The sequence below is a fragment of the Pandoraea pnomenusa genome, from assembly GCF_040391475.1.
GTDB lineage: Bacteria > Pseudomonadota > Gammaproteobacteria > Burkholderiales > Burkholderiaceae > Pandoraea > Pandoraea pnomenusa_C.
The window spans coordinates 56,822-83,413 of the sequence record NZ_JBEBXS010000013.1 but is presented as its reverse complement, the minus strand read 5'-3'; the positions used below and the strand labels follow the sequence as shown (position 1 = coordinate 83,413).

20 protein-coding genes and 2 tRNA genes are annotated in these 26,592 nt (G+C 64.5%); 8 read left to right on the top strand and 14 right to left on the bottom strand.

Going from position 1 to position 26,592, the window contains the following annotated elements:
* Positions 1–3: 3 nt before the first annotated feature.
* The 10 genes from ABWO90_RS15270 to ABWO90_RS15225 all read right to left on the bottom strand — a co-directional run bounded on the left by ABWO90_RS15270 (position 4) and on the right by ABWO90_RS15225 (position 8,374).
* Entirely contained in the window at positions 4–723 is a 720-nt protein-coding gene (locus ABWO90_RS15270; protein WP_353192169.1) for a pseudouridine synthase, read from the bottom strand.
* Positions 724–803: 80 nt separating this feature from the next.
* Positions 804–1,670: an ABC transporter permease gene (locus ABWO90_RS15265; RefSeq protein ID WP_502922629.1), complete on the bottom strand. Its 867-nt coding sequence runs from the start codon at positions 1,668–1,670 to the stop codon at positions 804–806.
* The gene (locus ABWO90_RS15260) at positions 1,663–2,847 is read right to left on the bottom strand and encodes an ABC transporter substrate-binding protein (protein WP_353192072.1); all 1,185 of its coding nucleotides are present in this window, start codon (positions 2,845–2,847) and stop codon (positions 1,663–1,665) included. The genes ABWO90_RS15265 and ABWO90_RS15260 overlap by 8 nt, the downstream gene beginning before the upstream one ends.
* 35 nt (positions 2,848–2,882) lie before the next feature.
* A complete protein-coding gene (locus ABWO90_RS15255) occupies positions 2,883–3,665 on the bottom strand; it encodes an ABC transporter ATP-binding protein (protein ID WP_502922631.1) in 783 nt (260 codons plus the stop codon).
* An 80-nt stretch (positions 3,666–3,745) separates the two neighbouring features.
* A complete protein-coding gene (locus tag ABWO90_RS15250; protein WP_353192070.1) occupies positions 3,746–4,876 on the bottom strand; it encodes an acyl-CoA dehydrogenase family protein in 1,131 nt (376 codons plus the stop codon).
* Positions 4,873–5,439: a carboxymuconolactone decarboxylase family protein gene (locus tag ABWO90_RS15245; RefSeq protein WP_353192069.1), complete on the bottom strand. Its 567-nt coding sequence runs from the start codon at positions 5,437–5,439 to the stop codon at positions 4,873–4,875. Before ABWO90_RS15245 ends, ABWO90_RS15250 begins: the two co-directional genes overlap by 4 nt.
* 140 nt (positions 5,440–5,579) lie before the next feature.
* The gene (locus ABWO90_RS15240; RefSeq protein ID WP_353192068.1) at positions 5,580–6,665 is read right to left on the bottom strand and encodes an AraC family transcriptional regulator; all 1,086 of its coding nucleotides are present in this window, start codon (positions 6,663–6,665) and stop codon (positions 5,580–5,582) included.
* A 182-nt stretch (positions 6,666–6,847) separates the two neighbouring features.
* Positions 6,848–6,932: transfer RNA gene (locus ABWO90_RS15235), tRNA-Leu, on the bottom strand.
* Between the two features lie 139 nt (positions 6,933–7,071).
* The gene (locus ABWO90_RS15230; RefSeq protein WP_353192067.1) at positions 7,072–7,986 is read right to left on the bottom strand and encodes a LysR family transcriptional regulator; all 915 of its coding nucleotides are present in this window, start codon (positions 7,984–7,986) and stop codon (positions 7,072–7,074) included.
* 303 nt (positions 7,987–8,289) lie between these two features.
* Positions 8,290–8,374, bottom strand: a tRNA-Leu gene (locus tag ABWO90_RS15225).
* A gap of 279 nt (positions 8,375–8,653) precedes the next feature.
* Here ABWO90_RS15225 and rnr point away from each other — a divergent pair.
* The gene (gene rnr / locus ABWO90_RS15220) at positions 8,654–11,212 is read left to right on the top strand and encodes a ribonuclease R (RefSeq protein WP_353192066.1); all 2,559 of its coding nucleotides are present in this window, start codon (positions 8,654–8,656) and stop codon (positions 11,210–11,212) included.
* A 250-nt stretch (positions 11,213–11,462) separates the two neighbouring features.
* A complete protein-coding gene (rlmB, locus tag ABWO90_RS15215; protein ID WP_353192065.1) occupies positions 11,463–12,239 on the top strand; it encodes a 23S rRNA (guanosine(2251)-2'-O)-methyltransferase RlmB in 777 nt (258 codons plus the stop codon).
* A 152-nt stretch (positions 12,240–12,391) separates the two neighbouring features.
* Here the strand turns inward: rlmB and tal are convergent, their stop codons facing one another.
* The gene (gene tal / locus ABWO90_RS15210; protein ID WP_353192064.1) at positions 12,392–13,342 is read right to left on the bottom strand and encodes a transaldolase; all 951 of its coding nucleotides are present in this window, start codon (positions 13,340–13,342) and stop codon (positions 12,392–12,394) included.
* A 181-nt stretch (positions 13,343–13,523) separates the two neighbouring features.
* Here tal and rpiA point away from each other — a divergent pair, with 181 nt between their 5' ends.
* Together rpiA and ABWO90_RS15200 are read left to right on the top strand one after the other, a co-directional pair.
* Positions 13,524–14,216, top strand: a complete 693-nt coding sequence (rpiA, locus tag ABWO90_RS15205) for a ribose-5-phosphate isomerase RpiA (RefSeq protein ID WP_353192063.1) — start codon at positions 13,524–13,526, stop codon at positions 14,214–14,216.
* 15 nt (positions 14,217–14,231) lie between these two features.
* Positions 14,232–15,311, top strand: a complete 1,080-nt coding sequence (locus tag ABWO90_RS15200; protein WP_353192062.1) for a serine endopeptidase — start codon at positions 14,232–14,234, stop codon at positions 15,309–15,311.
* An 80-nt stretch (positions 15,312–15,391) separates the two neighbouring features.
* Here ABWO90_RS15200 and ABWO90_RS15195 read toward each other — a convergent pair whose 3' ends face one another.
* The gene (locus tag ABWO90_RS15195; RefSeq protein WP_010804639.1) at positions 15,392–15,667 is read right to left on the bottom strand and encodes an oxidative damage protection protein; all 276 of its coding nucleotides are present in this window, start codon (positions 15,665–15,667) and stop codon (positions 15,392–15,394) included.
* 173 nt (positions 15,668–15,840) lie between these two features.
* Entirely contained in the window at positions 15,841–17,190 is a 1,350-nt protein-coding gene (argA, locus tag ABWO90_RS15190) for an amino-acid N-acetyltransferase (protein ID WP_353192061.1), read from the bottom strand.
* A 44-nt stretch (positions 17,191–17,234) separates the two neighbouring features.
* Here argA and hrpA point away from each other — a divergent pair, with 44 nt between their 5' ends.
* The 4 genes from hrpA to ABWO90_RS15170 all read left to right on the top strand — a co-directional run bounded on the left by hrpA (position 17,235) and on the right by ABWO90_RS15170 (position 24,697).
* A complete protein-coding gene (gene hrpA / locus ABWO90_RS15185) occupies positions 17,235–21,425 on the top strand; it encodes an ATP-dependent RNA helicase HrpA (protein WP_502922628.1) in 4,191 nt (1,396 codons plus the stop codon).
* A gap of 325 nt (positions 21,426–21,750) precedes the next feature.
* Complete coding sequence (locus tag ABWO90_RS15180) at positions 21,751–22,746, top strand: YVTN family beta-propeller repeat protein (protein ID WP_353192059.1); 996 nt, start codon at positions 21,751–21,753, stop codon at positions 22,744–22,746.
* A gap of 64 nt (positions 22,747–22,810) precedes the next feature.
* A complete protein-coding gene (locus ABWO90_RS15175) occupies positions 22,811–23,749 on the top strand; it encodes an EI24 domain-containing protein (RefSeq protein ID WP_353192058.1) in 939 nt (312 codons plus the stop codon).
* 108 nt (positions 23,750–23,857) lie between these two features.
* Complete coding sequence (locus ABWO90_RS15170; protein WP_353192057.1) at positions 23,858–24,697, top strand: competence/damage-inducible protein A; 840 nt, start codon at positions 23,858–23,860, stop codon at positions 24,695–24,697.
* Positions 24,698–24,787: 90 nt separating this feature from the next.
* Here ABWO90_RS15170 and ABWO90_RS15165 read toward each other — a convergent pair whose 3' ends face one another.
* Positions 24,788–26,581, bottom strand: coding sequence for a sigma 54-interacting transcriptional regulator (locus ABWO90_RS15165; protein ID WP_353192056.1), 1,794 nt, complete (start codon positions 26,579–26,581; stop codon positions 24,788–24,790).
* Positions 26,582–26,592 lie beyond the last annotated feature (11 nt).

The following is a 26,592-nucleotide window of genomic DNA, read 5'->3' as shown; positions in this document are numbered from 1 at the left end:
CGCCTATTTCTTCGGTGTGACGGCTTCGTAGGGCAGTGACAGCAATTCGTCCGGTGACAGATAGCGCCACTCGCCCAGCGCAAGATTCCCCATCGGCAGGCCGCCGATGGCGGTTCTCACCAAACCCTCCACCCGATTGCCCGCTGCCGCGACCATCCGTTTGACCTGATGGTATTTGCCTTGCGTGATCGTCAGCGCGATCTCGTGGGACGACGGACTCATGACGTCCGTGGCGGCGAGCGGTTCGGTTTCGTCGCGAAGCAATACGCCATCGCGCAATGCCTGCAGCATTTCCTCGGTGACCGGATGTTTGGTCGTGGCCAGATACCGTTTGGGTACGTGGCGGCGCGGCGACATCATGGCGTGCAGGAACGGGCCGTCGTCAGAGAGCAGCAGCATGCCGGTCGTGTCCTGATCGAGACGCCCCGCCGGTTGCACGCCGCGCACGGCGAGCGGCAGGGGCAACAGCGAATGCACGCCTTCGTGGTGCGTCGGACTCGTGGAGCATTCGAAGCCTTCCGGCTTGTTGAGCAACACGTAGACGTGTTCGCGGTATTCCCACGGTTCACCGTCGAGGGTGAATTGCAGCCCGGTCGGATCGACCGTTTCGCGAGGGTTGTCATGCACCACGCCGTCGATGGCGAAAGCGCCGGTCGCGATCAGCTTGCGGCACATCTTGCGACTGCCGAAGCCTTGCGATTGCAGTAAACGTTCTAGCTCGATGATGCGTTCTCCGTCAGGCATCGTGAATTCAGGCCGCTATTGTAACGGGCCTGACTTGTAACGGGCCTGACGGCATCGACTCACTCGTCCTGCATGGCGCCGCTGAAACGGCGGTAGACGAACCGCGCCACCCAGTCGAGCGCGAAGCCGAGTACGCCAATCACGAGAATGACGGCCGTCAGTTCCGAATAGGCGAGGCGATCGCGCGTGTCGAGGATCAGATAGCCGAGTCCCGCGTTGACGCCGAGCATCTCTGCCGGCACCAGCACAATCCAGAGAATGCCGATGGCGAGCCGCACGCCGGTCAGCACATGCGCTGCGATGCCGGGGACGTAGACGTGCCATAGCATCTCCCAGCGCGTCGCCGCGAGGCTCTCGCCCAATTGCACCCAACGCCGGTCGATGTGCGTGACGCCTGCGGCCGTGCTCATGACCAGCGGCCACAGCGCGGCGAAGGCCAGCAGGAAATACACCGCCGGATCGCCGACGCCGAGCGACATCACGGCAATCGGCATCCATGACAACGGCGATACCATGCGCAGGAACTGCAGCGACGGTGTCAGCGCCTTGTCCAGCCAACGGACACGGCCGATCAGGAAGCCGAGCGGCACGCCGAGCACGACGGCCCATGCCAGACCGACCGCAATGCGTCGGAGGCTGGCCACGATGTGTAGACCGAGCTGCTCGTCGCGCACCAGATCGGGCAGCGCGTGCAGTGCGGCTGCCGGTGAGAATTGCGCAGCCAGCGATCCGGGCGTAGTAAAGATCGCGACGCCGAGCCACCAGAGCGCGACGATACCGGCCAGTCCTGCGAGCCCGAGCCAGCCCTGCCGGCGACGACGCCCAGTCGCCGTGCCGCTTTGGGCGTGGGCCGCGTCGACGGCGCCTTCGGGCGCAGTCACCGCGCTCGCGCTGCCAGCCACGCGACGGGGTGCGAAATCAGACAACGATCACCTCCTGCCGCGTGAAGCCGTCCGGCAAGCCGAAGGCCTTCATGCCGCCAACGGCCGCGATGCTCTTCTTGACGAAGCGATCGTCGACGAGATCGCGCGCAACAAACGCCGGATCGAGCTTCGCGAGGAACTGTGCGTTGCCTTCGACCTGTGTCTTCTGCATGTGCCGAACGAGCGCTTCCGTGTAGCTCGGATACGGATACGGCTGGAAATCGATGCGCTTTTCGTGCCAGTCGGCGTGAAGGATTGCCTTGTCGGCCAGATAGCGTCCCTGTTCCGCCTCCGCCGGTGCCAGCACCCGCTGCAACACCTGGAACGGATGCGGCGTATAGCGATTGTTGCCTTCCTTGGACAGCAGGCGGGCGGCATCTTCCGGGTGAGCGCGTGTCCAGGCTTGCGCCTTGACGATGGCGTCGACGACATTCTGCGACCACTCGGGCCGCGCGGTCAAATCACGCTCGTGCATGGTGACGACGCAGCAGGCATGGTTCTTCCACACGTCGCCGGTGAAGCGCAGCACCTTGCCGACCTTCAGGTTCTCGGCCGCAGCGTTGAACGGCTCGGCGACGATGTAGCCCGCAATCTGCCTGGCGGCCAGGGCCGGCGGCATGTCCGACGGCGCCATGACGATCAGATTGACCTCGTTGGCGGCCAGCGCGCCGTTCTTCTTCAGCACCGGCGTGAGACCGTTGGCAGCGAGCAGGCCTTGCAGTACCACGTTGTGAATCGAGTACCAGAACGGCACGGCAACGGTCTTGCCGCCCAGATCGCTCACCTTGTTGATGTCATTGGTCACGGTGATTGCACTGCCGTTGACGTGGTTCCAGGCCACGACCTTGGCTTGCGCCTGACTGCCGTAGCGTGCCCACACCGTCATCGGCGACAGCAGGTGCACCACGTTCACCTGTCCCGACAGGAAGGCCTCGATCAATTGCGCCCAACTGCGCAACAGCGTCGGCTTCTCCGCCTTGATGCCCGCCTGCTCGAAATAGCCATTGTTGTGCGCGACGAGCAGCGGCGTGGCGTCCGTGATCGGCAGATAGCCGATGCGCAGCGGCGCGTCGGGTTCCGCCGCAGCGCGTGCGGCTGCCGACGCCAACAGCGGCGCGGCGCCGGCGACCGTCATCATCGAGGCGAGTTTGAGCCATTCACGGCGGGAAATTTGGCACATGGTCTGGGAGTCCCCGTATCAAAAGGTCGTGTGAGTTATGGTGCCGGGAATGCGGCTGTAGCGTCGCGCGACATTGCCTGCTGCAGCGCCTGAAGAATGTCGATGCGCAGCGCGCCTAGCGCTTGCACGTGCGTTTCACGCGGCGAAGGCACGTCGATCTGCCATTGCGCCAGCGTTCTTCCCTGATTGCCGAGCAGCACGATGCGATCGGAGACGAGCAGGGCTTCATCGATGTCGTGTGTGACGAGTACGGTAGCGGCGCCGGTATCGCGCACCACGGTCACCAGCAGACGCTGCATGTCGGCGCGGGTGACTTCGTCCAGCGCGCCAAACGGTTCGTCGAGCAGCAGGGCGCGTGGTTGACGGGCGAGGCAGCGGGCCAGCGCAACGCGCTGCGCCATGCCGCCCGAGAGCTGACGCGGATGCAACTGATGGGCGTGCGCGAGGCCGACCTCGGTCAGCGCGGCATCGATACGCGAACGGCGCGTTTCGCGCGAGAGCGCCGGCTGACGTGCAAACGTCAGGCCAAACGCGACATTGCGCTCGACGGACAGCCACGGCAGCAGACACGGGTCCTGAAACGCGAGCGCGACGTCCGGGCGCGGGCCGGTGAGCGCGGTGCCGTCCACGTCGACGGTGCCGGTGTCCGGAGCGAGCAGGCCGGCTGCAATGCGCAACAGCGTCGACTTGCCCGAGCCGCTCGGCCCGAGCACCGAGACCAGCTCACCGGGCGAAACGCTCAGATCGACACCGCGCAGGATCGTGCGTTCGCCATACGACAGGCCGATGCCGCGCAGCGTCAGAAAGGGCGAAGCCAATGGCAATGCGCGCGAGTCTGACTCGCGCGCTGCGGCGATGAACGTGTCGGTCTGCGCGCGTTGCGTCGCCGTGGGTTGGGTCATGAAGCCGTTCCGGTCTTGAGTTGCTGCGCACGTTGCGCTGCGAGCTGATTCTTGAGTTGCACGAGGCTGGGCGTGACGATCGGTACGAATGCGGCCTCGCGTTGGCGGCGCGCCACGCCGGACAGGCCGCGCAGATAGCCGCGTCCGCCGCCAGTCTGCACCTCCAGCGTGGCGGCATCGTGAACGACATCTGCCAGCGCGATGCGCAGCTCGAACAGGCGAGCCGGCGTTTGCACGAACTCGCCCTGCGCCACGCCGGATTTCAGGCGGGCTGCGAGGGTGTTCAGTTGTTCGGTCAGTGCTGCCACGTCGTCGGCGACCGCCGCACGGGCACCGGGGCCGCCTTCGTTCGTGCCAGCGAGGCTGCGGTGCGCGAGGCCCAGCGACATGCCGCACTGCAGCCCCAGAAACGAGGGACGCACGCGAACGAGCCATGCCGGGGCGTCGTCGGTAATGCGGTCGTCGTCGTTCAGCAATGTGTCCGTCATCTGCAACGCCGCCGTATTGGTGCCGCGCAAGCCGATCAGATCCAGATCGTCGCTGCGCGTGACGCCCGGCGCGTCGTGCGCAATGGCGAAGATCGACGGCGGGCCGCCCCCCTCGTGGTCGGCGGCCGCAGCGGCCACGAAACCTTGCTTGCGCAGATTCGTGATCCACGGCAACGCGCCCGTCACCCGCCAGGCGTTCGCATGACCGTCACCCGGAACCTCCGCCGCGCGAATCTGCAACGGTTCGATGGCGGATAGGTATTTCATGGCGTTTGACAACCCCGTGGCACCCGCGAGATTGCCGGACAGCAGGGTGGGGAGCAGGCGCTCCTGCAAGCCCTGATTCGGGCTTTGCAGGAGGTATTCGATGAACGTGCGCTGTCCCCACAACACGAACGCGGCGGCGAAGGAGTGTTCGGCGACGTCGGCCACGCTGTCGATCGCGTCGCCAATGGTGCCGCCAGTCCCGCCGGACGCCACCGGTACGCCGATACGCAACAGGCCGGCCTCGGCCAGTTGCGGCACGACGTCGCCGCAGAGCGAGGCGTCGGTGTCGAGCGTCTCGGCGTGGGCGTCGAGCCACGCGGCAAGCGCCGGGGCGCGTGCGGCGAGGCCGCGCGGGCTGGCGTGCGTGCTCATGCCGCTTGTTCCTTCGGTTCCCAGCGGTAGGCCGCCAGTTGAGGATTCAATTCGTTTTGCGACAGATTGTTCGCGAAGTTGCAGAGCGTGGCGAGCGACACGCCAAGCACGACTTCGAGCGCGGCGCCGTCGTCGAAGCCTGCCGCCTTGAAGGCCGCGAGTTCGCCGTCGGAAACGGCGCCGCGCGTGGCGATCACGGCACGCGTGAATACGGCCACCGCGTCGAGCTTGGCGTCGGACAACTTGTGCTGGTCACGGATTTCGTTGACGAGCGCTTCGGGCAACTGCGCCTTCTTGAGCGCCACCGCCGTGTGGCCCGCGACGCAGAAGCCGCATCCATGGATGCCGGCGGCAGTGATCTGGACGACTTCACGTTCGGCCAGCGTCAGACTCGCGCGGCCGTTGATCGCGCCAACGGTCAGATAGGTCTCGAGCGCGGTCGGTGCGTTGGCGAGCGATGCGACCAGATTCGGCAGGAAGCCGTTCGCTGCAAGCGATTTCTCCAGAAACGGGCGGCTCGCCTCGGGGGCGGTCTCAAGGGTATGCAATGGCAGTCGGCTCATATCGGGCTCCTCACAGTCGAGCCTTCATTGTGCGCAAGTGGCTGCGGATGCTCAATGCGCACTCGTCTGGAAATTCTGCGGATTTGTCTCATTGCAGTGCGCAGTCGTCCCGCCGTAATTGCGTGGCGGGTGGCCGCAGATCAATGCAGAGAATAGCCGATGCGGCCCGCTTGCGGCGCGTGGGCGGGGGCTGCGCCGGCCGATGCCACTTCGTTGGCCTGACGTCGCCACGCGCCGGGCTGAATGCCCGTGACACGCTTGAATGCCTGTGCGAATGCCGATTCCGATTGGTAGCCGACTTGCTCCGCGGCCTCCGGCAGCGACACACCTTCGCGCAGTAGCGCTGCAGCGGTTTTCATGCGGACGAGCGTGACGAACTGTGCCGGCGGTTGTCCGCCGATCTCCGCGAACTGCTTGCAGAACCGCGCGCGCGACATGTGAACGAATTCGGCCATCGAGTCCGTTGTCCATCGTTCGCCCGGCGATTCGATGATGGCAGCGGCGAGCCGTCCGAATGCGTCGCGGCGCATCAGGCGCCACATGCCCGGCGCAACGTCGTCGGCGTGAACGGCTTCGCGCAACGCATAGTAGAAGAGCAGGTCGGTCAGGCGTGCGAGCAGCGGTGAGGGGGCCTCGCCCGGGCGTCGTGCTTCGGCCTGGATCAGCGTGAAAATCTGCGTCATGCCTTCGAGTCGTCCGCTGTCGCGGCGGGCCACGATCGGGTTCGGCAGCATGCCGAGGACCAGGGCATCGAGATCGGTGCGGAATTCGAAGAAGCCGCAGGCCAGGGCGACCCTATCGGCGGCATCGGCAGCAGCAGCGGTGTCGGCGTTGCGCGGATGCGCGGGCAGCGGCGTCATCGTGCCCGTGCGCGCTGTCAGATTGGCGGGTGTTGCCGCGTGCGGCGACAGGCAGTGCGCAACATCGGACAGCAGGAATACGGCGTCGCCGGCATTCAGGCGAACGGAGCGCGCAGGGTGTGACGCGTGGGCAGCCACATGGAGGTAGCAACCGCCGTCCAGCACGACATGGAAGCTCGCGCGCTGATGGCCCGCGGTCGATGCCTGATACGCGCCGCAGTATTCGCCCACGTGGAAAAGCGTGCTCTTGAGTTCCAGCCCCGCCAGTAACCAGTCCGCAACCCTGTCCGGGTGCGCCGGGTGCGTCGGCGATACCGCTTCCCGAGCTTCCCGCGTGTTTCGTTTGTCTTGCGCTTCGTGCTGCATGGCGGCTCCCGCCCGTACCCGCTGGTCTCCAGCAAAACAACCATCCTCCCTACGCACATGGTGCAGGGCAACGATTTTTTTGTTGGATGCTTATTCCCTTGGGTGGCGGGGAGGCAGGCTTTTCGCGACGGAAATGAAAAAAGCCGATGATCTTTCGATCATCGGCTTTTCTCGTATTGGGTTGGTGCCCAGAAGAGGACTCGAACCTCCACGGTGTTACCCGCTAGTACCTGAAACTAGTGCGTCTACCAATTCCGCCATCTGGGCCCCGTCAGCTCGCTTACTGCTTGCTCGCTGCGAAGAAGTGAGATTATGCCGAGGACCTCACATGCTGTCAACAAGGGAGTGAAGAAATATTCAAAAAACCTTCACATCGAAACGAATGCCGTGTTTTTGGTGTCCGGCATCATGCTGCGCGCCCCATATGCTCGGATCGAATCATGTCGATCAGATGTCGCAGCCCGGGCAGTGTCTGCCGTCGGCTCGGGTAGTACATCGACAGTGGCGGCCCGTCGACAGCCCAATCCGTCAGCACGGTCTCCAGTGTGCCGTTTTCCAGCTCCGTTGCCACATTGCGCGCCAGCACGTAGCCCAGCCCGAGGCCGCCCACCGCTGCGGCAATCACGCCATCGCTTTCGTTGATGCTCAGCGCGCCGGGCACATCCAGTTCGATGGCCGCGGCGCCATTGCCCAACTCCCACTTGTAGAGCGTGTTGTCGCCGAGGCGCATGCGAATGCAATTGTGCGACAGCAGATCCTGGGGCACGGTCGGACGCCCGTATTTCGCAAAATAGGAAGGCGCGCCCACGACGATCCATTTCAGTGTCGGCGTGAGGGGCGTGGCGATCATGTCACCCGGCACCGTGTCGCCGTAACGCATGCCCGCATCGAACCCTTCGGCCACGATGTCGACCATGCGGTCGTCGACCGTCACGTCCAGTTCGATGTCGGGATACGCTGCCACGAATCGCGGCAGGATCGGATCCAGTAGCAGGCGCGCGGCGTCGCGCGGCACGTTCAGGCGAAGTCGGCCAGCTGGCGAAGCGCGATAGCGATCCAGGGCGCCGATCGCCGACGCAATCTGTTCGAGCCCCTGTTCCAGCTCCTGGGCGAGCGCGGCGCCCGCCGCCGTCGGCGACACGGAGCGGCTCGTGCGGTTCAGCAACTTCACGCCCAGACGCGCTTCCAGATTGCGCATCGCATGGCTCAATGCGGAGGTCGTCACGCCGAGTTCGGTGGCGGCCTCCCGGAAACTCTGCCGGCGGCAGATGGTGACGAAAACGTTTAAATCGGCAAGCTCACCGCGAGTGAAGGCAGGCATGTATATCCCAGCAAGTCATCATCAAGATCCGAAAACACCCGACAAGCCCAGCAAATCCAGCGGACTCAGCGTCCGTTGAACCTTATTCAATTTTTTATGAGGTAAATTCTACAGAGTTATTTCCGAATTCGAGGCGACGGGAAGCGTCTCGTGACGGAAACGCGACAAGGGGTTGCGATGCAGCGGTTTTCCCGCTTTTCGGCGGGCAGGGAAGCGCGTCGTATGCCTTGAAAAGCAGGCTTTTCGCGACGGAAATGAAAAAAGCCGATGATCTTTCGATCATCGGCTTTTCTCGTATTGGGTTGGTGCCCAGAAGAGGACTCGAACCTCCACGGTGTTACCCGCTAGTACCTGAAACTAGTGCGTCTACCAATTCCGCCATCTGGGCCCCGTCAGCTCGCTTACTGCTTGCTCGCTGCGAAGAAGTGAGATTATGCGTATGCGGTGCGGGACTGTCAACACTTATGTGCAAAATATTTTCGATTCTCTCGCCGACTTCCGTCCTCACGCTCAAATTCCGCACAGGTGGCAGTTTTTACGAGGTTTGCCGTATGATTGTCCCTGACCGTGCGAGGCCGCTATCCGCGCTACGCACATCCCCACGGACCGTTGGGCGCATGGTGCGCCACTCGGCCGGATGCAACCGGCACAGTAACGCTACCGACCTTTGAGCAAATATCCCTATCCGATCCCGAGCCGGGAAGAAATCCTCGGCGTCCTGCGCACTGCCGAATCCGCGATGTCCGCCAACGATATCGCCGAAGCGCTGGCCATCAAAAAGCAGGAACGCGAGGGCTTCTTCAAACGTCTCGCCGCCATGGAACGCGATGATCAGATTCGCCTCGACCGTCGCGGTTACTACCAACTGACCCACCCCTCGAATTTCATCGCCGGCCGTGTGATCGGCCATCGCGACGGCTATGGTTTTGCCGTGCGCGACGACGACGGCGACGACCTCTTCCTCCCCAACGAGGAGATGAAGAAGGTCATGCACAACGACCGCGTGCTGCTGCGCATTGCCGGATACGACCGCCGCGGACGCCCCGAAGGGCATATCGTCGAAGTCGTCAGCCGTGCCAATACGCACGTCATCGGCCGCTTGCTCAACGAAAACGGCGTGATGGTCGTCGCCCCCGAAGACAAGCGTATCGGGCACGACATCCTGATTCCGCCGCGTGCACAAGGCAAGGCGAAAGTGGGGCAGGTGGTCTCCGTCGAACTCACGGATTACCCGAGCCGCTACAGCCAGCCGATCGGTCGCGTCTCCGAGGTGCTCGGCGACATCGACGATCCGGGCATGGAGATCGAGATCGCCGTGCGCAAGTACGGCGTGCCGCATCAGTTCTCCGCCGAAGCGCTGGCCGCTGCCGGTGCGCTGCCCGACGAAGTCCGCTCGCCCGACCTGCGCCACCGCATCGACCTGCGCGACGTGCCGCTCGTCACGATCGACGGCGAAGACGCGCGCGACTTCGACGATGCCGTCTATTGCGAACCCGCCAAGATCGGCCGTACCAACGGCTACCGCCTGATCGTCGCCATCGCCGACGTCTCGCATTACGTGACGCCGGGTGGCCCGCTCGACGCCGACGCGCTCACGCGCAGCACTTCCGTCTACTTCCCGCGCCGCGTCATTCCGATGCTCCCCGAGAAGCTCTCGAACGGTCTGTGCTCGCTGAATCCCGAAGTGGATCGCTGCGTGCTGGTGTGCGATGCGCTCGTCGCGCCGAACGGCGAAGTGAAGGCGTATCAGTTCTATCAGGCCGTGATTCACTCGGCTGCGCGCCTGACCTATACGGAAGTGGCGGCCGTGCTCGGCAATACGAAGGGCGCCGAAGCGCAACGCCGTGCTGCGCTGCTGCCGCATCTTCAGAATCTGTACGAGCTGTACAAGGTGCTCGCAAAGGCCCGCAAGTCTCGCGGTGCCATCGAATTCGATTCGACGGAGACGTACATTGTCTGCAACGCGCAAGGCAAGATCGAACAGATTCTGCCTCGCACGCGTAACGACGCGCACCGTCTCATCGAGGAATGCATGCTCACGGCCAACGTGTGCGCTGCCGACTTCCTCAAGCGTCACAAGCAGCCCGGCCTGTACCGTATCCACGCGGGCCCGTCGGGCGAGCGCCTCCAGGTGCTGCGCACGTTCCTCAAGACCCTCGGGCTGTCGCTCGGCGGTGGCGACGAACCGGCCACGTCCGATTACTCCGAGTTGATGACGCAGATCGAGTCGCGTCCCGACGCGCCGATGCTCCAGACGATGCTTCTGCGCTCGATGCAGCAGGCTGTCTACAGCCCGGACAACATCGGACACTTCGGTCTTGCGTATCCGGCGTATGCCCACTTCACCAGCCCGATCCGTCGTTATCCCGATTTGCTGACGCACCGCGCGATCAAGGCGATTCTGGCGGGCAAGAAGTACGAGCCGCAGATTCCGGAAGGCGTGGAAATGACCACGGGTCTTTCGCCGCATGCCCGCAAGCTGCAGCGTGACGACGAGGCGAAGAACAAGAAGTCGCCCAGCGCGAAGAAGCGCGATGCGATCTGGGAAGAGCTTGGACTGCATTGCTCGGCCAACGAGCGCCGCGCCGATGAAGCCTCGCGCGATGTCGAAGCGTGGCTCAAGTGCTACTTCATGCGCGACAAGCTTGGCGAGGAGTACGGTGGCACGATCAGCGCCGTCACGTCGTTCGGCATCTTCGTGCAGCTTGACGACCTCTATATCGAAGGTCTCGTGCATGTGACCGAACTGGGCAGCGACTACTTCCAGTTCGACGAAGTGCGCAACGAACTGCGCGGTGAGCGCACGGGCATCCGTTATCGTCTGACCGATCGCGTACGCGTGCAGGTCAGCCGCGTGGATCTGGACGCACGCAAGATCGACTTCCGCCTGGTGCGCGAGCCGAACGCGCGCACGCTGGCGAAGACATCAGGTCGTGCGGAGCGGGGCGGGGCACCGGTTCCTGCGCCGGCTGCCGGCACGCCGGGTCTCGCCGGTTCGGCAAGCGCCGGGCCGAGCATCCGCCAACTGCCCAAGGGCGGGGCGTTGCTCAACGGTGTGCAACCCGCACCGGCGGGCAAGCGTCCGGCCAAGCCGAAATCATCGAAGGTGAAGGCGGCGCGCGCCGACCGTGGCGCGGCGCCGCCGGCCAAGCACGGCGGTGGTGGTGGTGCCGGCAAGGCGCCCGCGAAGCGTCCGGGAGGGCCGGCGAAGAAACCGCGTCGCTGACCCGACGTGCACTGCCGCCGATGCCAACGAAGATCGATGCGCGGTGCGAGGCGGGGAGGCGATGCACGGCGCCATGCGCCGTTTGCAGTAAGATGGGCGCCTTGTGCCGGTCGCGACCGGTATGGGGTGCCCGCGATGGATTGCGGCGGCGGTAGCCTGAAAGGGCTCCGCCGCCGTCGTGCTTTGTGCAGCGGCGCTCGCGCGCTGCGACCGACAGGCGCACCGGCACACGCTATTTTGAGGATGTGAAATGAGTCAATTGAAACTGCTGTTCGGCTTCCACGCGGTGACCGCGCGTCTGCGTCACGATGCGAGCAGCATCGAAGAGATCTACTACGACCCGAGCCGTCGCGATCGCCGCATGACGGATTTCCTGAAAGCCGTGGAATCGGCCAAGGGCGCGCCCGGCGTCAAGATCAAGGTCATTCAGGCCGATGGCAAACGCCTCGATGGCATGGCGGGTTCGTCGCGCCACCAGGGCGTGGTGGCGCGCGCGCAGGAAGTCTCGCTCGCGCTCAATCTCGACGAACTGCTCGACGGCATCTCCGGCCCGCCGCTGCTGCTGGTGCTCGATGGTGTGACCGATCCGCACAACCTCGGCGCATGCCTGCGTGTGGCCGATGGCGCGGGGGCGCACGCCGTCATCGCGCCGAAGGATCGTGCCGTGGGTCTGAACGCCACGGCAGCCAAGGTCGCGAGCGGGGCGGCGGAGACGGTGCCGTACATCATGGTGACGAACCTCTCGCGCACGTTGCGCGAACTGCAGGAGCGCGGCATCTGGGTGGTGGGCACGTCAGACGACGCGCCGGCCGACATCTACGGCACGAAGCTGACCGGTCCGATGGCGATCGTGATGGGCGCCGAAGGCGAGGGTATGCGACGCCTCGTGCGCGAGACCTGCGACGAGCTCATGAGCATTCCGATGGCGGGCGGCTGCGAAAGCCTGAACGTATCGGTGGCGAGCGCGGTGTGTCTGTACGAAGCCGTGCGCCAGCGCACGGTGGCGGGCAAAGCCTCGGCGAAGTAAATCGCGGACGCGGCGGCGCTGCGACGTCAGGTGAAGCGAAAGGGGCGACGCGGAGATTCCGGTCGCCCCTTTTCATTGTCGTCGCACGATGGTTGAGCGCCCGCTGACGACGGCGATGACGCAAGCGTCGGCCTGCGTCACCCCGCTGCCGCTTATCGCGCTGCGTCGATCAACCCTTCGAGCTTCACGGCGTCCGCTGCGAAGGCGCGGATGCCTTCGGCGAGCTTTTCCGTGGCCATCGCGTCCTCGTTCAGTGCGAAGCGGAACGACGATTCGTCCGTCTTCACGCGGTCGATGGTGGCCGAGCGCGCTTCCTTCGGATCGAGCTCGCGACGCACTTCGCCCTCGGTCGTGCGCAGTTGTTCGAGCAGCGCCGGGCTGATCGTCAGCAGATCGCAACCGGCCAGTGCCAGGATCTGCCCGGTCGAGCGGAAGCTGGCGCCCATCACTTCCGTGTCGTAGCCGAAATGCTTGTAGTAGCGGTAGATGCCGGCCACCGAGCGCACGCCAGGGTCATTCACGCCAGCATTTGCCGCTTCGTCCCATTGGGCGCCGGCGGATTTCTTGTACCAGTCGTAAATGCGGCCGACGAATGGCGAGATCAGGCGTGCGCCCGCCTCGGCACAGGCGGCCGCCTGCACCAGCGAGAAGAGCAACGTCATGTTGCAGCGGATCTTGTCGCGCTCCAGAATTTCGGCCGCACGAATGCCTTCCCACGTCGACGCGATCTTGATCAGCACGCGGTCGCGCTCGATGCCTTCGGCCTCATACATCGCGATGAGCTTGCGCGCGCGGGCCACCGTGCCTGCCGTGTCGAACGACAGGCGGGCGTCGACTTCCGTCGACACGCGGCCCGGCACGATATCCAGAATCGACTTGCCGAACGCGATCAGCAGGCGGTCGATGATCTCGTCCGTCGACGCGGCCCGATGCTCGCCGACCACGCGCGTGAGCATCGGACGGTAGGCGTCTTTCTGGACGGCGCCGAGGATCAGCGACGGGTTGGTGGTGGCGTCTTGCGGCTTGTAGGCATCCATCGCCTGGAAGTCGCCGGTGTCGGCCACGACGATGGTGTGGCGCTTGAGGGTGTCGAGCTGATTCATGAGAACGGCCTTGCGAGAAATGCACTGCGTGACATGAAGTCCGGCAACTGCCCGGATCGTTCGGGCGGCCCGGAAGGTACCGAATGGCGTCGGCGCGACCCGCGCAAAAAGGCGGAAAAACGGCGCGCCACGCCCGACTCCGGTAAACTTCCGACTTTACCAAACTTTGCCGGAATTCCCCATGACCCAGGACGAACTCAAACGCTTGGTCGGCCAGGCAGCTGCCGATTATGTGAACCAACACGTGCCCGAGGGCAGCGTGATCGGCGTGGGCACCGGGTCCACCGCCAACTGCTTCATCGACGCGCTCGCCGCCCACAAGGGGCGTTATCGCGGGGCCGTCTCCAGTTCCGAAGCCAGCACCGAGCGCCTGCGCAAGCATGGCATCGAAGTGTTCGACCTCAATCAGATCGACAGCCTGCCCGTGTACGTCGACGGTGCCGACGAGATCAACGCGCTCGGTCACATGATCAAGGGCGGCGGCGGGGCGCTTACGCGCGAGAAGATCGTCGCCTCCGTGGCCAGGCAGTTCGTATGCGTGGTCGACGCCTCCAAGGAAGTTGCCGTGCTCGGCGTCTTCCCGCTGCCGGTGGAAGTCATTCCGATGGCGCAGGCGAGCGTCGCCCGCGCGCTGAGCGCGCTCGGTGGCAAGCCGCAGGCGCGCGTGCGTGCCGATGGCAGCCCCTATGTGACGGACAACGGTTGCGCCATTCTCGACGTGCACGGTCTGCAGATCCTCGACCCCGTGGCTTTCGAGACGCAGGTCAACCAGATTCCGGGCGTCGTGACCGTTGGCCTGTTCGCGCAACGCGGTGCCGACATTACCCTGATGGGCACGCCGGAAGGGGTGCGGACCATCGATTACCAGAACTGATCCCGGGAGGGCAGGATGGCTGGATCGCGTCGTCTTCCCGAAACCTGGTTCCGCCGGGGTCTATGGCTGATCGCCGTGTTGTTCGCGGTATTCCTGATCGGCCTCGGCGGTCTCGTCGTCGACAAGCTGCCGGGCGTGGCGCCCGCGCCGACGCTCGATTCGTTCGTCGATCGTGCGCAGGCCGAGCGGGCCGATGCGGCCATCAAGCAGGCGCAAACGCAGCTTGAAGACGTCCAGAGTCAGATCGAAACCGCGCGCCTGCAGTTGAAGGCGCGCAGCACCGCGTATCGCAATGCCCGTGAGTCGTTCAACGACTGGGTGGCGACGCGCACGGCGACGGCGCAGGCCAGTCAGGACGCCGAGCTGGTGTCACGTACGCGTGCGCTCGATACGCTCAAGGCGGCCGAGCGCGACGCGCAGACGCAGGTCGACTCGCTGGAGGCCAGGCAACTGGACGCGCAGCGTGCCGAGCAGTCGGCGCGTGCCGCGCGCTATGCGCTCAATACGGCGGCGGGTGAGCAACTGGCGGCGGTCCAGCGTTCGCAGGAACTGAAAGTTTTCGGCATCCGGCTGGCGTTGACGCTGCCGTTGTTGATCGTGGCGGGCTGGCTGTTCGTGCGTCACCGCAAGAGCACGTGGTGGCCGTTCGTGTGGGGCTTCATCTTCTTCGCGTTGTTCGCGTTCTTCGTCGAGCTGGTGCCTTATCTGCCGGACTATGGCGGCTATGTGCGTTACCTCGTGGGCATTGTGCTGACGGTGTTGATCGGGCGTTACGCGATCGTGTCGTTGCAGAAGTATCTGGCGCGTCAGAAGGCGGAAGAGCAGTTGCCGGACGAAGAGCGTCGCAAGACGCTGTCCTACGATCTTGCGCAGGCGCGGCTGGCCAAGTCTGTGTGCCCGGGGTGTGAGCGGCCCGTGAAGCTGGACGATCCCGAGCGAGACTTCTGCGTCCATTGCGGCATCTGCCTGTTCGACCATTGCGGCACGTGCAAGACGCGCAAGAATGCGTTTGCGCATTTCTGCCATCACTGCGGAGCGCGCTCGAAAGGTACGCCGGGTACTGTGACGTCGGGCGGCCCGGTCGGCGCAGCCTGATATGGCGCGTGGCCCCTTGCCGAATCGCGTTGGATATCTGCGATTCGGCAAGGGGCCACGGTTCGTCTGGGGGAGTGGTGTTACTCCGAAGGCGGCGGCACGTAACCTTGCGCCACATCGGCGCCGTCACCGAAGAAATACTTCTCGGTTTGCTTGACGAGGTACTGACGGGCACGCGGGTCGGCCATGTTCAGGCGGTTCTCGTTGATCAGCATGGTTTGCTGCTTGAGCCATCCGGCCCAGGCTTCCTTGGAGACGCTTTCCCAGAGGCGTTTGCCGAGTTCACCGGGCATGGGGGGGAAATCGAGACCTTCGGCTTCCTTGCCGAGTTTGATGCATTGGACCATGCGGGCCATGGGGAACTCCTTCGTAGTCTGTGGTGAGGCGTGAGTGGAAGCCACGCTTATGCCGGGCGGTCGTCCCGCGAGTGGGGCGATCCGGCAAAGCGGTGGCCGATATCCGGATATGGGGGCAGGGGGGCGAGATGCAAGGGAATCCCTGATTTCGCGCCGGACCTGCCCGTCCTGAATTACAGCTTCTTGATGAGCACCAGCGAGCGGCGCTGCCAGTTGTAGAGGCGGCGGCGGTCGGCGGGCAGATCGTCGACGCCGGCCTTCACGAAGCCGCGCTTGAGGAACCAGTGTTCCGTGCGGGTCGTGAGGACGAACAGTCGTTCGAGGCCGCGCGCCCGTGCGCGTTGCTCGATGTGCTTGAGCAGGCGCTCGCCATCGCCCGAGCCCTGAGCTTCCGGATCGACCGTCAGGCAGGCCATCTCGCCGATGCGCTCCGACGGGTACGGATACAACGCTGCGCAACCGAACAGGCGTCCATCGTGCTCGATCACCGAGAAGTGATCGATGTCGCGCTCCAGTTGGTGGCGACCGCGGCGAACCAGCGTGCCATCCGCTTCGAGCGGCTCGATGAGTTGCAGAATGCCGCCCACATCGTCGATCGTCGCTTCGCGCAGGCTTTCCAGATTCTCATACGAGATCATCGTGCCCACGCCATCGTGCGAGAACAGTTCCAGCAGCATGCTGCCGTCGAGCGAGAACGGCACGATGTGCGCGCGGCCCACGCCGGCCCGGCACGCGCGCGTGGCGTACTTCAGATAGAACGCCGAATCGCGGTCGATCGAGCCCTGCGACTGCAAGCGCTGCGCGTCTTCCAGCGTCAGCTCGCGCTGCAACTCGTTGTATTCATTGAGGACGCCGGGAATCTCCGTGATGAAGATCAGCTTGTCGGCGCGCAAGGCAATGGCGGTCGACGACGCAACATCTTCCATCGTCAGATTGAACGACTGCCCCGTCGGCGAGAAGCCCAGCGGCGAGAGCAGCACGATCTTGCCGTTCGCCAGCGACAGACGGATCGATTCCGCGTCCACCTTGCGAACCACGCCCGTGTGCTGGAAGTCCACGCCGTCAACCACGCCGACCGGTCGGCCAGTCACGAAATTGCCCGACACCACGCTGATGCGCGCGTTGCCCATCGGCGTGTTCGGCAGCCCCTGGCTGATCGACGCTTCGATGTCCAGACGCAGCTCGCCGGCCGCTTCCTTCACCGCTTCGAGGGCGGCGGCGTCCGTAATGCGCAACTGCTGGGCAAAATGCGATTCGATATGTCGCAGGCGCATCTGCTCCTCGACCTGGGGTCGCGAGCCGTGCACCAGCACGATGTGCATGCCCATGGCGCATAGCAGCGCGACGTCCTGGATCAGGGTGTCGAGCCCGCCTGCCGCGACGAGTTCGCCGCCGAAGGCGACCACGAACGTCTTGTCGCGAAACGCATGGATATAGGGGGCAACCGATCGCAGCCAATCCACGAATTGGGCTTGGTGGGCGGTCTCGTCGTCTTGTAGGGCGGGGTCGGGTTCGGTCAGCATGGGTGTACGTGCGCAAACATGCGCAGATTATATAATGCGCGCCCATGGCAAGTGATGAACGAAATCGACAATCTCAGCCCCCGAAGCCGAAAGTGACGGCGTCGGGGCAAGCGCGTGCTCAATCCGCGAGCACCGCACCCTCGCAAACGTCCGCCCAACCCGCGAAAGCCGGGCCGAAGACGGGTGCGCCGGCGGGCCGGGCTCCACGCCCCGCCGGCGGTCAGGACGCACCCGACGCAAAGGGCGCGCGCCGCCTCTCGCCCGCCGAGCGGGCCGCGCGTGACGCCGAACGCCTCGCGGCGAGACAGGCGGCGGCGAACCGCGTGCCCGAGGTCACGTTCCCTGAAGCGCTGCCGGTGTCCGGGCGCCGCGAAGAGATCGCGCGCGCCATCGCCGGGCATCAGGTCGTGATCGTGAGCGGCGAGACCGGCTCCGGGAAGACCACCCAGTTACCGAAAATCTGCCTCGCGCTCGGGCGCGGGCTTGGCGCAGGGGGCACCGGCCTGATCGGCCACACGCAACCACGACGCATTGCCGCGTCCGCCACCGCCCGCCGGATCGCCGACGAACTGAATACGCCGCTGGGCGAAATCGTCGGCTTCAAGGTGCGCTTCAACGACACGTTGTCCAACGGGGCGTCCGTCAAGCTGATGACCGACGGCATTCTGCTCGCCGAGACGCAGACCGATCCGTTGTTGCGTGCGTACGACACCATCATCATCGACGAGGCGCACGAGCGCAGTCTGAACATCGACTTCCTGCTCGGCTACCTCAAGCAACTGCTGCCGAAGCGCCCCGACCTGAAGGTCATCATCACGTCGGCGACCATCGACGCCGACCGCTTCGCCCGCCACTTCGGCACCGGCGAAGGCGACGACCTGCGTCCGGCGCCGGTCATCGAGGTGAGCGGCCGTCTGTATCCCGTGGAGGTGCGCTACCGTCCGATCCAGGACGACGCCCGCATCGCCAACGCCGAAGGTCGCGAAGGCAGCCGCGCGAGCGCGCGCGACCGCGAACGCGATCTCATGGACGGGATCGTCGACGCCGTCGACGAACTCTGCCGCGAAGGCTCGGGCGACGTGCTCGTCTTCCTGCCCGGCGAGCGCGAGATTCGCGAGGCGGCGGAGTCGTTGCGCAAGCACCATCCTCCGCATACCGAAATCCTGCCGCTCTTCGCGCGCCTGTCGGCCGCAGAGCAGGAGCGCGTGTTCAAGCCGTCGAACGCACGCCGCATCGTGCTGGCGACGAACGTGGCTGAAACCTCGCTCACCGTGCCGGGCATCCGCTATGTGGTCGATGCCGGGACGGCGCGCGTCAAGCGCTACTCCTACCGCAACAAGGTCGAACAACTGCAGATCGAGGCGATCTCGCAGGCGGCGGCCAACCAGCGGGCAGGGCGCTGCGGCCGCGTGGCCGACGGTGTGTGCATTCGTCTCTACGACGAGGCCGACTTCCAGACCCGCGTTCGCTTCACCGACCCGGAAATCCTGCGCTCGTCGCTCGCGGCGGTCATCTTGCGCATGCAGTCGCTGCGGCTCGCCAAGGTCGAGGAATTCCCGTTCATCGAACCGCCGCCCGGCCGGGCGATTGCCGACGGCTACCAACTGCTCAACGAACTGGGCGCGGTCGACGACACCAATCAGCTCACGCCGCTCGGGCGCGAACTCGCGCGCCTGCCGCTCGACCCGCGCGTCGGACGCATGATTCTCGCCGCACGCGACCAGCAGTCGTTGCGCGAAGTGCTCATCATCGCGAGCGGTCTGGCCGTGCAGGACCCGCGTGACCGGCCCATCGAGGCGCAGGACGCCGCCGACAACGCTCACCGGAAGTTTGCCGACGAACGGTCCGAATTCCTGTCGTGGCTAAAGATCTGGCACTGGTTCGAAGAGGCGATTGCGCACAAGAAGTCGAACCGCCTGCTGGGACAGGCGTGCCGCGAGAATTTCCTCTCGCAACTGCGTCTGCGCGAATGGCGCGACGTCCACAGCCAACTGTTGACGGTCGTGCGCGAGCAGGGCTGGCGCATCAACGAATCGGAAGCGACCTACGAGCAGGTGCATCTGGCGCTGCTCGCCGGGCTGCTCGGCAACATCGGTTGCAAGGCCGACGACGACCCGCACTTCCTCGGTGCTCACGGCATCAAGTTCCATATCTGGCCGGGCTCGTCGCTCGTGAAGAAGGCCGGGCGCTGGGTGATGGCGGGCGAACTCGTCGAGACCAGCCGCCTTTACGCGCGTTGCATCGCGCGCATCGAACCCGAGTGGATCGAGCGTGTGGGCAAGCACCTCGTGAAGACGTCGCTGTCCGACGCGCACTGGGAAAAGAAGGCCGCGCAGGTCACGGCTTACGAGCGCGGCACCTTGTACGGACTCACGATCTATTCACGTCGCCGCATGAACTTCGGCCCGCGTGATCCGCGCCGTGCCCGAGAGATCTTCCTGCGCAGCGCGCTTGTCGAGGGCGACTGGGAGACCAAGCTTCCGTTTTGCGCCCATAACCGCAAGCTGATTGCCGACATCGAGCAGCTCGAACACAAGTCGCGGCGTCAGGACGTGCTCGTCGACGACGAATTGATCTACGCGTACTACGACGCGAACGTGCCCGCCGATCTGTACGACGGTACGAGCTTCGAGCATTGGTATCGCGAGACGGCCAAGGGCACGCCGAAGCTGTTGTACCTCGTGCGCGACGATCTGATGCGTCACGAGGCGGCGGGCGTCACGACCGACCTGTTCCCGAAGAAGACGGCGATCGCGGGCATCGAAATGGCGCTCACGTACCACTTCGAACCGGGTTCGCCGCGCGACGGCGTCACGCTCGCCGTGCCGCTCTACGCCCTGAACCAGGTCGATGCGCGTCGCTGCGAGTGGCTGGTGCCCGGCATGCTCAAGGAGAAGGCGCACCTGCTGATGAAGTCGTTGCCGCAGAAGCTGCGGCGTCACTTCGTGCCGCTGCCCGAGTACGCGGCGGGCTTTGTCGATCGGGCCACCTTCGGTCAGGGCGCGTTGCTCGATGCGCTGATGGCCGACGCACGCGAGCTGACGGGCGTCATGCTCAAGTCGAGCGACTTCAAGCTCGAAATGCTCCCCGCCCACCTGTCGATGAACTTCAAGGTGATCGACGAGCACGGACGTCAACTTGGCATGGGCCGGAACCTCGCACAACTGCGCGCCGAACTGGGCCAGCAGGCACAGCGTACGTTCCAGCAATTGGCAGCCAAGAGTGGCGCTACGCCCACGGGCGGCACCCCGACCGACGTCAAGGTCCCGGCGCCGCAGACGGCAGGGCGAGGGGCGGGCAGCAAGGCGGGCGGCAAGGCCGGCACCCCTGTGGGGGCGCAATCGACGCAATCGACGTCTGCGGCCGCAGCCGTTGAGCCGGGCCGCTACGACAACCTCACGACATGGAGCTTCGGCGAGCTGCCCGAGATGCTCGAGATTCGTCGTGGTGGCCAGACGTTGTTCGGTTACCCGGCCCTCGTGGATCGGGGCGCCCATTGCGATCTGGAGGTGTTCGACGACCCGGACGAAGCGCAGCGCCAGCATCGCGCCGGTTTGCGACGGCTCTTCGCCATTCAGTTGCGCGAGCAGGTGAAGTATCTGGAGAAGAACATTCCGGGCCTGCAGCAGATGGCGATGCAGTACATGAACCTGGGCACGCAGGAGGAACTGCGCGACCAGATCGTCGATCTGGCGCTGGAGCGTGCGTGCCTGCAATTGCCGTGGCCGAGCGACAACGCGTCGTTCGTCACGCGCAAGGACGAGGGGCGAGGGCGTCTCACGCTGCTCGCGCAGGAAATTGCGCGACTCGCGGCGTCGATTCTCACCGAATACGCTGCTGTCCAGAAAAAGCTCGTGCAGGCCAAGCCATTCGCTCAGGCCCATGCCGATCTCACGGCGCAGTTGCAGCGGCTTATCGGCAAGCGTTTCCTGATCGACACGCCGTATGCACAACTGGCGCACTTCCCGCGCTACCTGAAGGCGATGGCCGCCCGTATCGACAAGCTCAAGGCCGACCCGGCGCGCGATGCGAAAGCCATGGGCGAACTCGGTCCGCTGCTGCAAAACTGGCAGCGGGCGACGTCGCAACGACGCGATCAGGGCGACGCCCGACTCGACGAGTTCCGCTGGTTGCTCGAGGAGTTGCGGGTCTCGCTCTTCGCGCAGGAGTTGCGCACGCCGATGCCCGTGTCGGTCAAGCGTCTGCACAAGGTCTGGGAGGCGTTGCAGCGCTGAGGGCGGCCGGGACGCCTTGGGCGTGGAAGGTGGCGTCAAATGCAGGGTCAAACGCGAGGGCAAACGCGAGGTCAGACGCAGCGCGAAAACAGCGTGACACGTGGCGCGAAGACCCACACGAAACATGGCGTTCGGGAGTCATTCCCGGACGCCATTTTTGTATCCAATCGGTCGACCGGTTTGCGTTGCGTCAGAAACTGTGGGAATCGCGTTTCGGTGGGTCAAAAAAGGTGCGCAACGCACGCGATAGCGGGGCGTTCCGGGCCTACAATAGCGGAGCTTTTTTCAACGCCTTCCGCACCTTTTTCTCCCGAGAGATTCTGCAATGCGCAAACTCCTGATCGCGGCCACTCTGGCAGCATCCTTTGGCCTGGCGGCGCTGACCGGTCCGGCCCGCGCGGCTGCCCCGGCGCCCGACAGTATCGTGGTCGTGCTCAATTCGGCCGACGCCAGCGTGAGCCTGATCGACAAGGCCACGCAGAAGGTCATCCAGACGTTCCCGGTAGGCAAGGAGCCGCACCATCTGATGGCCACGCCGGACAACCAGTCGCTTATCGTGGCGAACTCGGTCGGCAACAACCTCGTCTTCCTCGACCCGAAGACGGGCCAGATCCAGCGCAAGGTCGAGAATATCGAAGATCCGTATCAGATTGGCTTCTCGCCGGACAAGAAGTGGTTCGTGGCCAACGCGCTGCGTCTGGATCGCGTGGACGTGTACCGTTTCGACGGCAAGAACCTGAGCGTGGCGCAACGCATTCCGATCAAGAAGATGCCGAGCCACCTGGTGTTCACACAGGACAGCAAGCTCGTGTTCATCTCGTTGCAGGAGTCGAACGAGGTCGCCGCGATCGATCTCGCTACGCAGAAGGTGCTCTGGAAGATGAAAGTGGGCGACAGTCCGGCGGGCGTGTGGCTGACGCCCAACGACAAGTACCTGCTCGTGGGCATGACCGGCGCGGACTACGCAGCGGTGGTCGACTGGCGTAACCAGAAGATCGTCAAGACGATCCCGACGGGCAAGGGAGCGCATAACTTCCGCTCGCTCGCCGATGGCAAGCATGTGCTGATCTCGAACCGCGTGTCGAGCACGATCAGCATCATCGACCAGGACGCGCTCACGAACGTCGGCAACATCACCGGCCTGCTCCCGGGGCCGGACGACATGGAGCTGACCGCCGACAAGAAGACGCTGTGGGTGACGTTCCGCTGGGCGCGCAAGGTCGGCATCATCGACCTGGCGTCGCGCAAGCTGATCAACACGATTCCGGTCGGACGTTCGCCGCACGGCATCTATTTCTACGACCGCGCGCCGGTGCTGTAACATCGGGGCATTGCCGCAAGGGCTCCACTTGCCGGGCGTCGTCGACGCCCGGTCCTGTTTCTGCATGAACGATATTCTTCGCGCGCTCGGCCGCGCGCTCGTGAGCCTGCTGCATCCGCGCATGCTGTGGCTCACTGCAATGCCTTTCGTCGTCTCCGGCCTGATCTGGGGCGCCGTGATCTGGTTCGGCTGGGAGCCGTTTACCGACTTCCTGCGCGTCTGGCTCGAACAGTGGGAATTCACGCAGTGGATCTACCGCTTCTTCGGCTACTTCGGGGTGGACAGCCTGCGCATGGCGCTTGCGCCGTTCATTCTCGTGGCGCTGCTCGTGCCGCTGATCGTCGTGACGGCCTTGCTGCTGATCGCCGGCTGGTCGATGCCGGCGGTGCTGCGGCACCTCTCGCGCCGGCACTTCATTCATCTGGAAGCCCGTCAGGGTGGGTCGTTCTGGGGCAGCGTCGCGCAGTCGCTGGGCGCCACGCTCATCTTCCTCGTTGCCGTGCTCATCACGCTGCCGCTGTGGCTGGTGCCGCCGTTCTTCGCCATCGTGCCGCCGCTGTTGTGGGGCTGGCTGACGTATCGCGTGATGACGTACGACGCACTCGCGTATCACGCCACACCCGAGGAGCGACGCCGGATCGTGCGCGAGCGACGCCTGCCGCTGCTCGTCATCGGCGTGGCGACCGGTCTGCTCGGCTCGCTGCCGACGCTGCTGTGGGTCTCGTCCGTGCTGATGATCGTGCTGTTCCCGGTCATCGCGCTGGTGGCAATCTGGCTCTATGTGGTGATCTTCGTGTTCTCGGCGCTGTGGTTCGCCCATTACAGTCTGCGGGCCTTGTCGCGGCTGCGCGCCGAAGAGGCGCGGCATGAACCGACGATGGCCGCGACGGTGTTGCCCGTTGCCACCGTGCCGATGCCCGACAGCGAGGATCTGCCGCCTGCCGTGGCACCGCCGGGGGCATCCGGCACGCCGGGGCCGGGCACGCCGAACGGATCGCCGTGAAAGTGGCACAATCGTCACACCGCACGCTGTCGGCCTGTCTCGGGTGAGAACGGACCGGCTGGCGCGGCGACTTTCCCCCACGCTCTGACGATAAGAAAAGGAAGCATCATGGCGGTCGGCATCATCATCATCGGCGACGAAATCCTCTCGGGTCGCCGCCAGGACAAGCACTTGCCCAAGGTCATCGAACTGCTCACCGAGCGTGGCATGCAGCTCGACTGGGCCGAGTACGTGGGCGACGATCCCGCGCGCATTACCGCGACGTTGCAGCGCTCCTTCGCGACCGACGACATCGTGTTCGTGACGGGCGGGATCGGCGCCACGCCGGACGATCACACGCGCCAGTGCGCGGCGGCGGCGCTCAATGTGCCGCTGGTGCTAACGCCCGAAGCCGAGGCGCTCATCATGGAGCGTATCGCCGACACGAGTCCGGACGGGCACGCCGACATGACGCAGGCCGATAACCGGCATCGTCTGAAGATGGGCGAGTTTCCGGTCGGCTCGCGCGTGTTGCCGAATCCGTATAACAAGATTCCCGGGTTCTCCGTCGAGGATCATCACTTCATGCCGGGATTCCCGGTCATGGCCTGGCCGATGATGGCGTGGGTGCTCGACACGTATTACGCTGATTTGCATCATCTGACCAAGCACGCCGAGCGCTCGGTGCTCGTTTTCGGCCTGGCCGAGTCGACGTTGACGCCGCTGATGGAAGCCATCGAGGCCGAATATCCGGGGGTGAAGGTGTTCAGCCTGCCCAGCGTGGGCGATGCGCAGCGCGGTCCGGTCTACGCGCGCCGCCACATCGATCTGGGCGTGAAGGGCGATCCGGCGCTGGTGGGGGCGGCGTTCGAGCGCCTGCTCACCGGGGTGAACGCACTGGGTGGGGAAATCATCCATCCGGTCGATGCCGCCGCCTTGCCGGAAGGCACGGTGCCGTCGGCGAAGTGATGGAGCACACGATATTGTCTGGCGGAACCGCGGCAAGCGTGCCATGTCTGCGTTGCAGAACTGGCCGCTGAGCGGTTCCGAGTCGAGTTGTCAGGGATTGCGCACCTCGATACCGTGGCTTCTGAGCCGGTAGTCCATTTGCGGGCGCGTAATACCCAGGATGCGAGCTGCGGCGGCGACATTCCCGTTCGTGCTCGTGATCGCGCGCCGGAGCAGCAGCGTCTCGATATCGTTGAGTGAAACCGTTTCCGCGCCGCCCATGAAGCCCTCGAGCCGGTGGATCGTGTCCTCGAGGGAGCCGCCTGAGTCTCTGTCTTCCGTGAACGGTTGATTTAGCGCAGGCGCAAGTTTGCCTCGCGATGACACTGAAAACCGCTGGTCACCGAATTGCTCCCCGTCGGTGAAAAGATGCGGTGCATCGACGATATCGGTGTCAGCCGCCATGATGACGCCGCGTTCGATCATGTTTTCCAGCTCGCGAATGTTGCCGGGCCAATCGTAAGACATCATGGCGTCGACCGCGCGTTGCGAAAATCCTGACAGCTTGCAGCCGTGGCGCCGGTTGAATTTCCCCAGAAAGTAGCTCATCAGCGCGGGAATATCTTCATAGCGTTCGCGCAGCGGCGGGATTTTGATGGGGAAGACGTTCAGGCGAAAAAAGAGGTCTTCGCGGAAACGTCCTGCCCGCGCTTCGGTGCGCAGGTCGACATTCGTGGCTGCGATGACACGTACGTCGATCCGTCTGGCCTGTGTGTCGCCAAGACGTTCGATCTCTCCTTCCTGAAGGGCGCGCAACAACTTGCTTTGCGCCCCGGCACTGAGCGTGCCGATCTCGTCAAGGAAAATCGTTCCGCCGCTCGCGGCTTCGAAGCGGCCCTTGCGAGTGTGCTCCGCGCCGGTATAGGCGCCCCGTTCGACGCCGAACAGCTCCGATTCGATCAGTTGCTCGGGAATGGCGGCGCAATTGAGCGCGATAAACGGCCCGTTCTTTCTCGGGCTTAGTCGATGCACGTTGCGCGCAAAGATCTCCTTGCCGACACCGCTTTCGCCCAATAGCAGAATGGTGGCAAGGGTCGGCGCGACCTTGCTGACTTTGCTCTGGACCGCGTGAAAGGCCGGGGAGTTGCCGATCATTTGATTCTCACCGCTACCCACGCTCGCGGCGAGCACTGCCGGGGCGGTAGCCTCGCGAACCCGGTGGGACGCAGCGCCGTCGTCCGGGGGCGCGCCAGCCAGCATGTAGCGCATGTCTTGCGCTTCCTCCTCGCTCCATTCTTCAAGCGGTTTGCCGACGATTCGGCATTGTGTGTGACCCATCGACAGGCACTCGACCTCGCGATAGAGCACCGGCTTACCGAGCAACTCGCTGCAGTAGCCGGATACGTACCCGATCTGGATCCAGCACGCGGGATCGGTGCCGATTTCGAAATGGCGGATGTGCTCTTCGTCCTCCATCTGGTTCGTCCAGACCAATTCCCCGAAGTGCGTCCCTTTTTCCACGTCGACGTCGAGTTCGATCCGTGCCGAATGACCGATCCCCATCAGGCAGTGCAAATTGGGGCCGGCGAGGAACATGTTCTTTACCGAACTCTTGGTGCGAAGACGACGAATCTCCTGGGCGTCTCGGCCACCTGCCCGGTATCCCATTCGCGTGAGCAAGCCCCGCGCGAGTTCCACGCCAACGGCATCGATGACCTCCTTGCGAAATTCCCCGAACGCATTGGCATTGAGCAGCAGCATACGTTGCTCGTTTAGCCAGATGCGGCCGTCTTTCATGGAAAACCGAAGACGCTTCATCAGATCGACCAGATCCGACGAGACGGACCGACCCGCCCCCGTGTCGTCCGCTTGGGTTCGCTTATCAGGTGTCCGCTTGCTGCTCATCTTTCTAACCT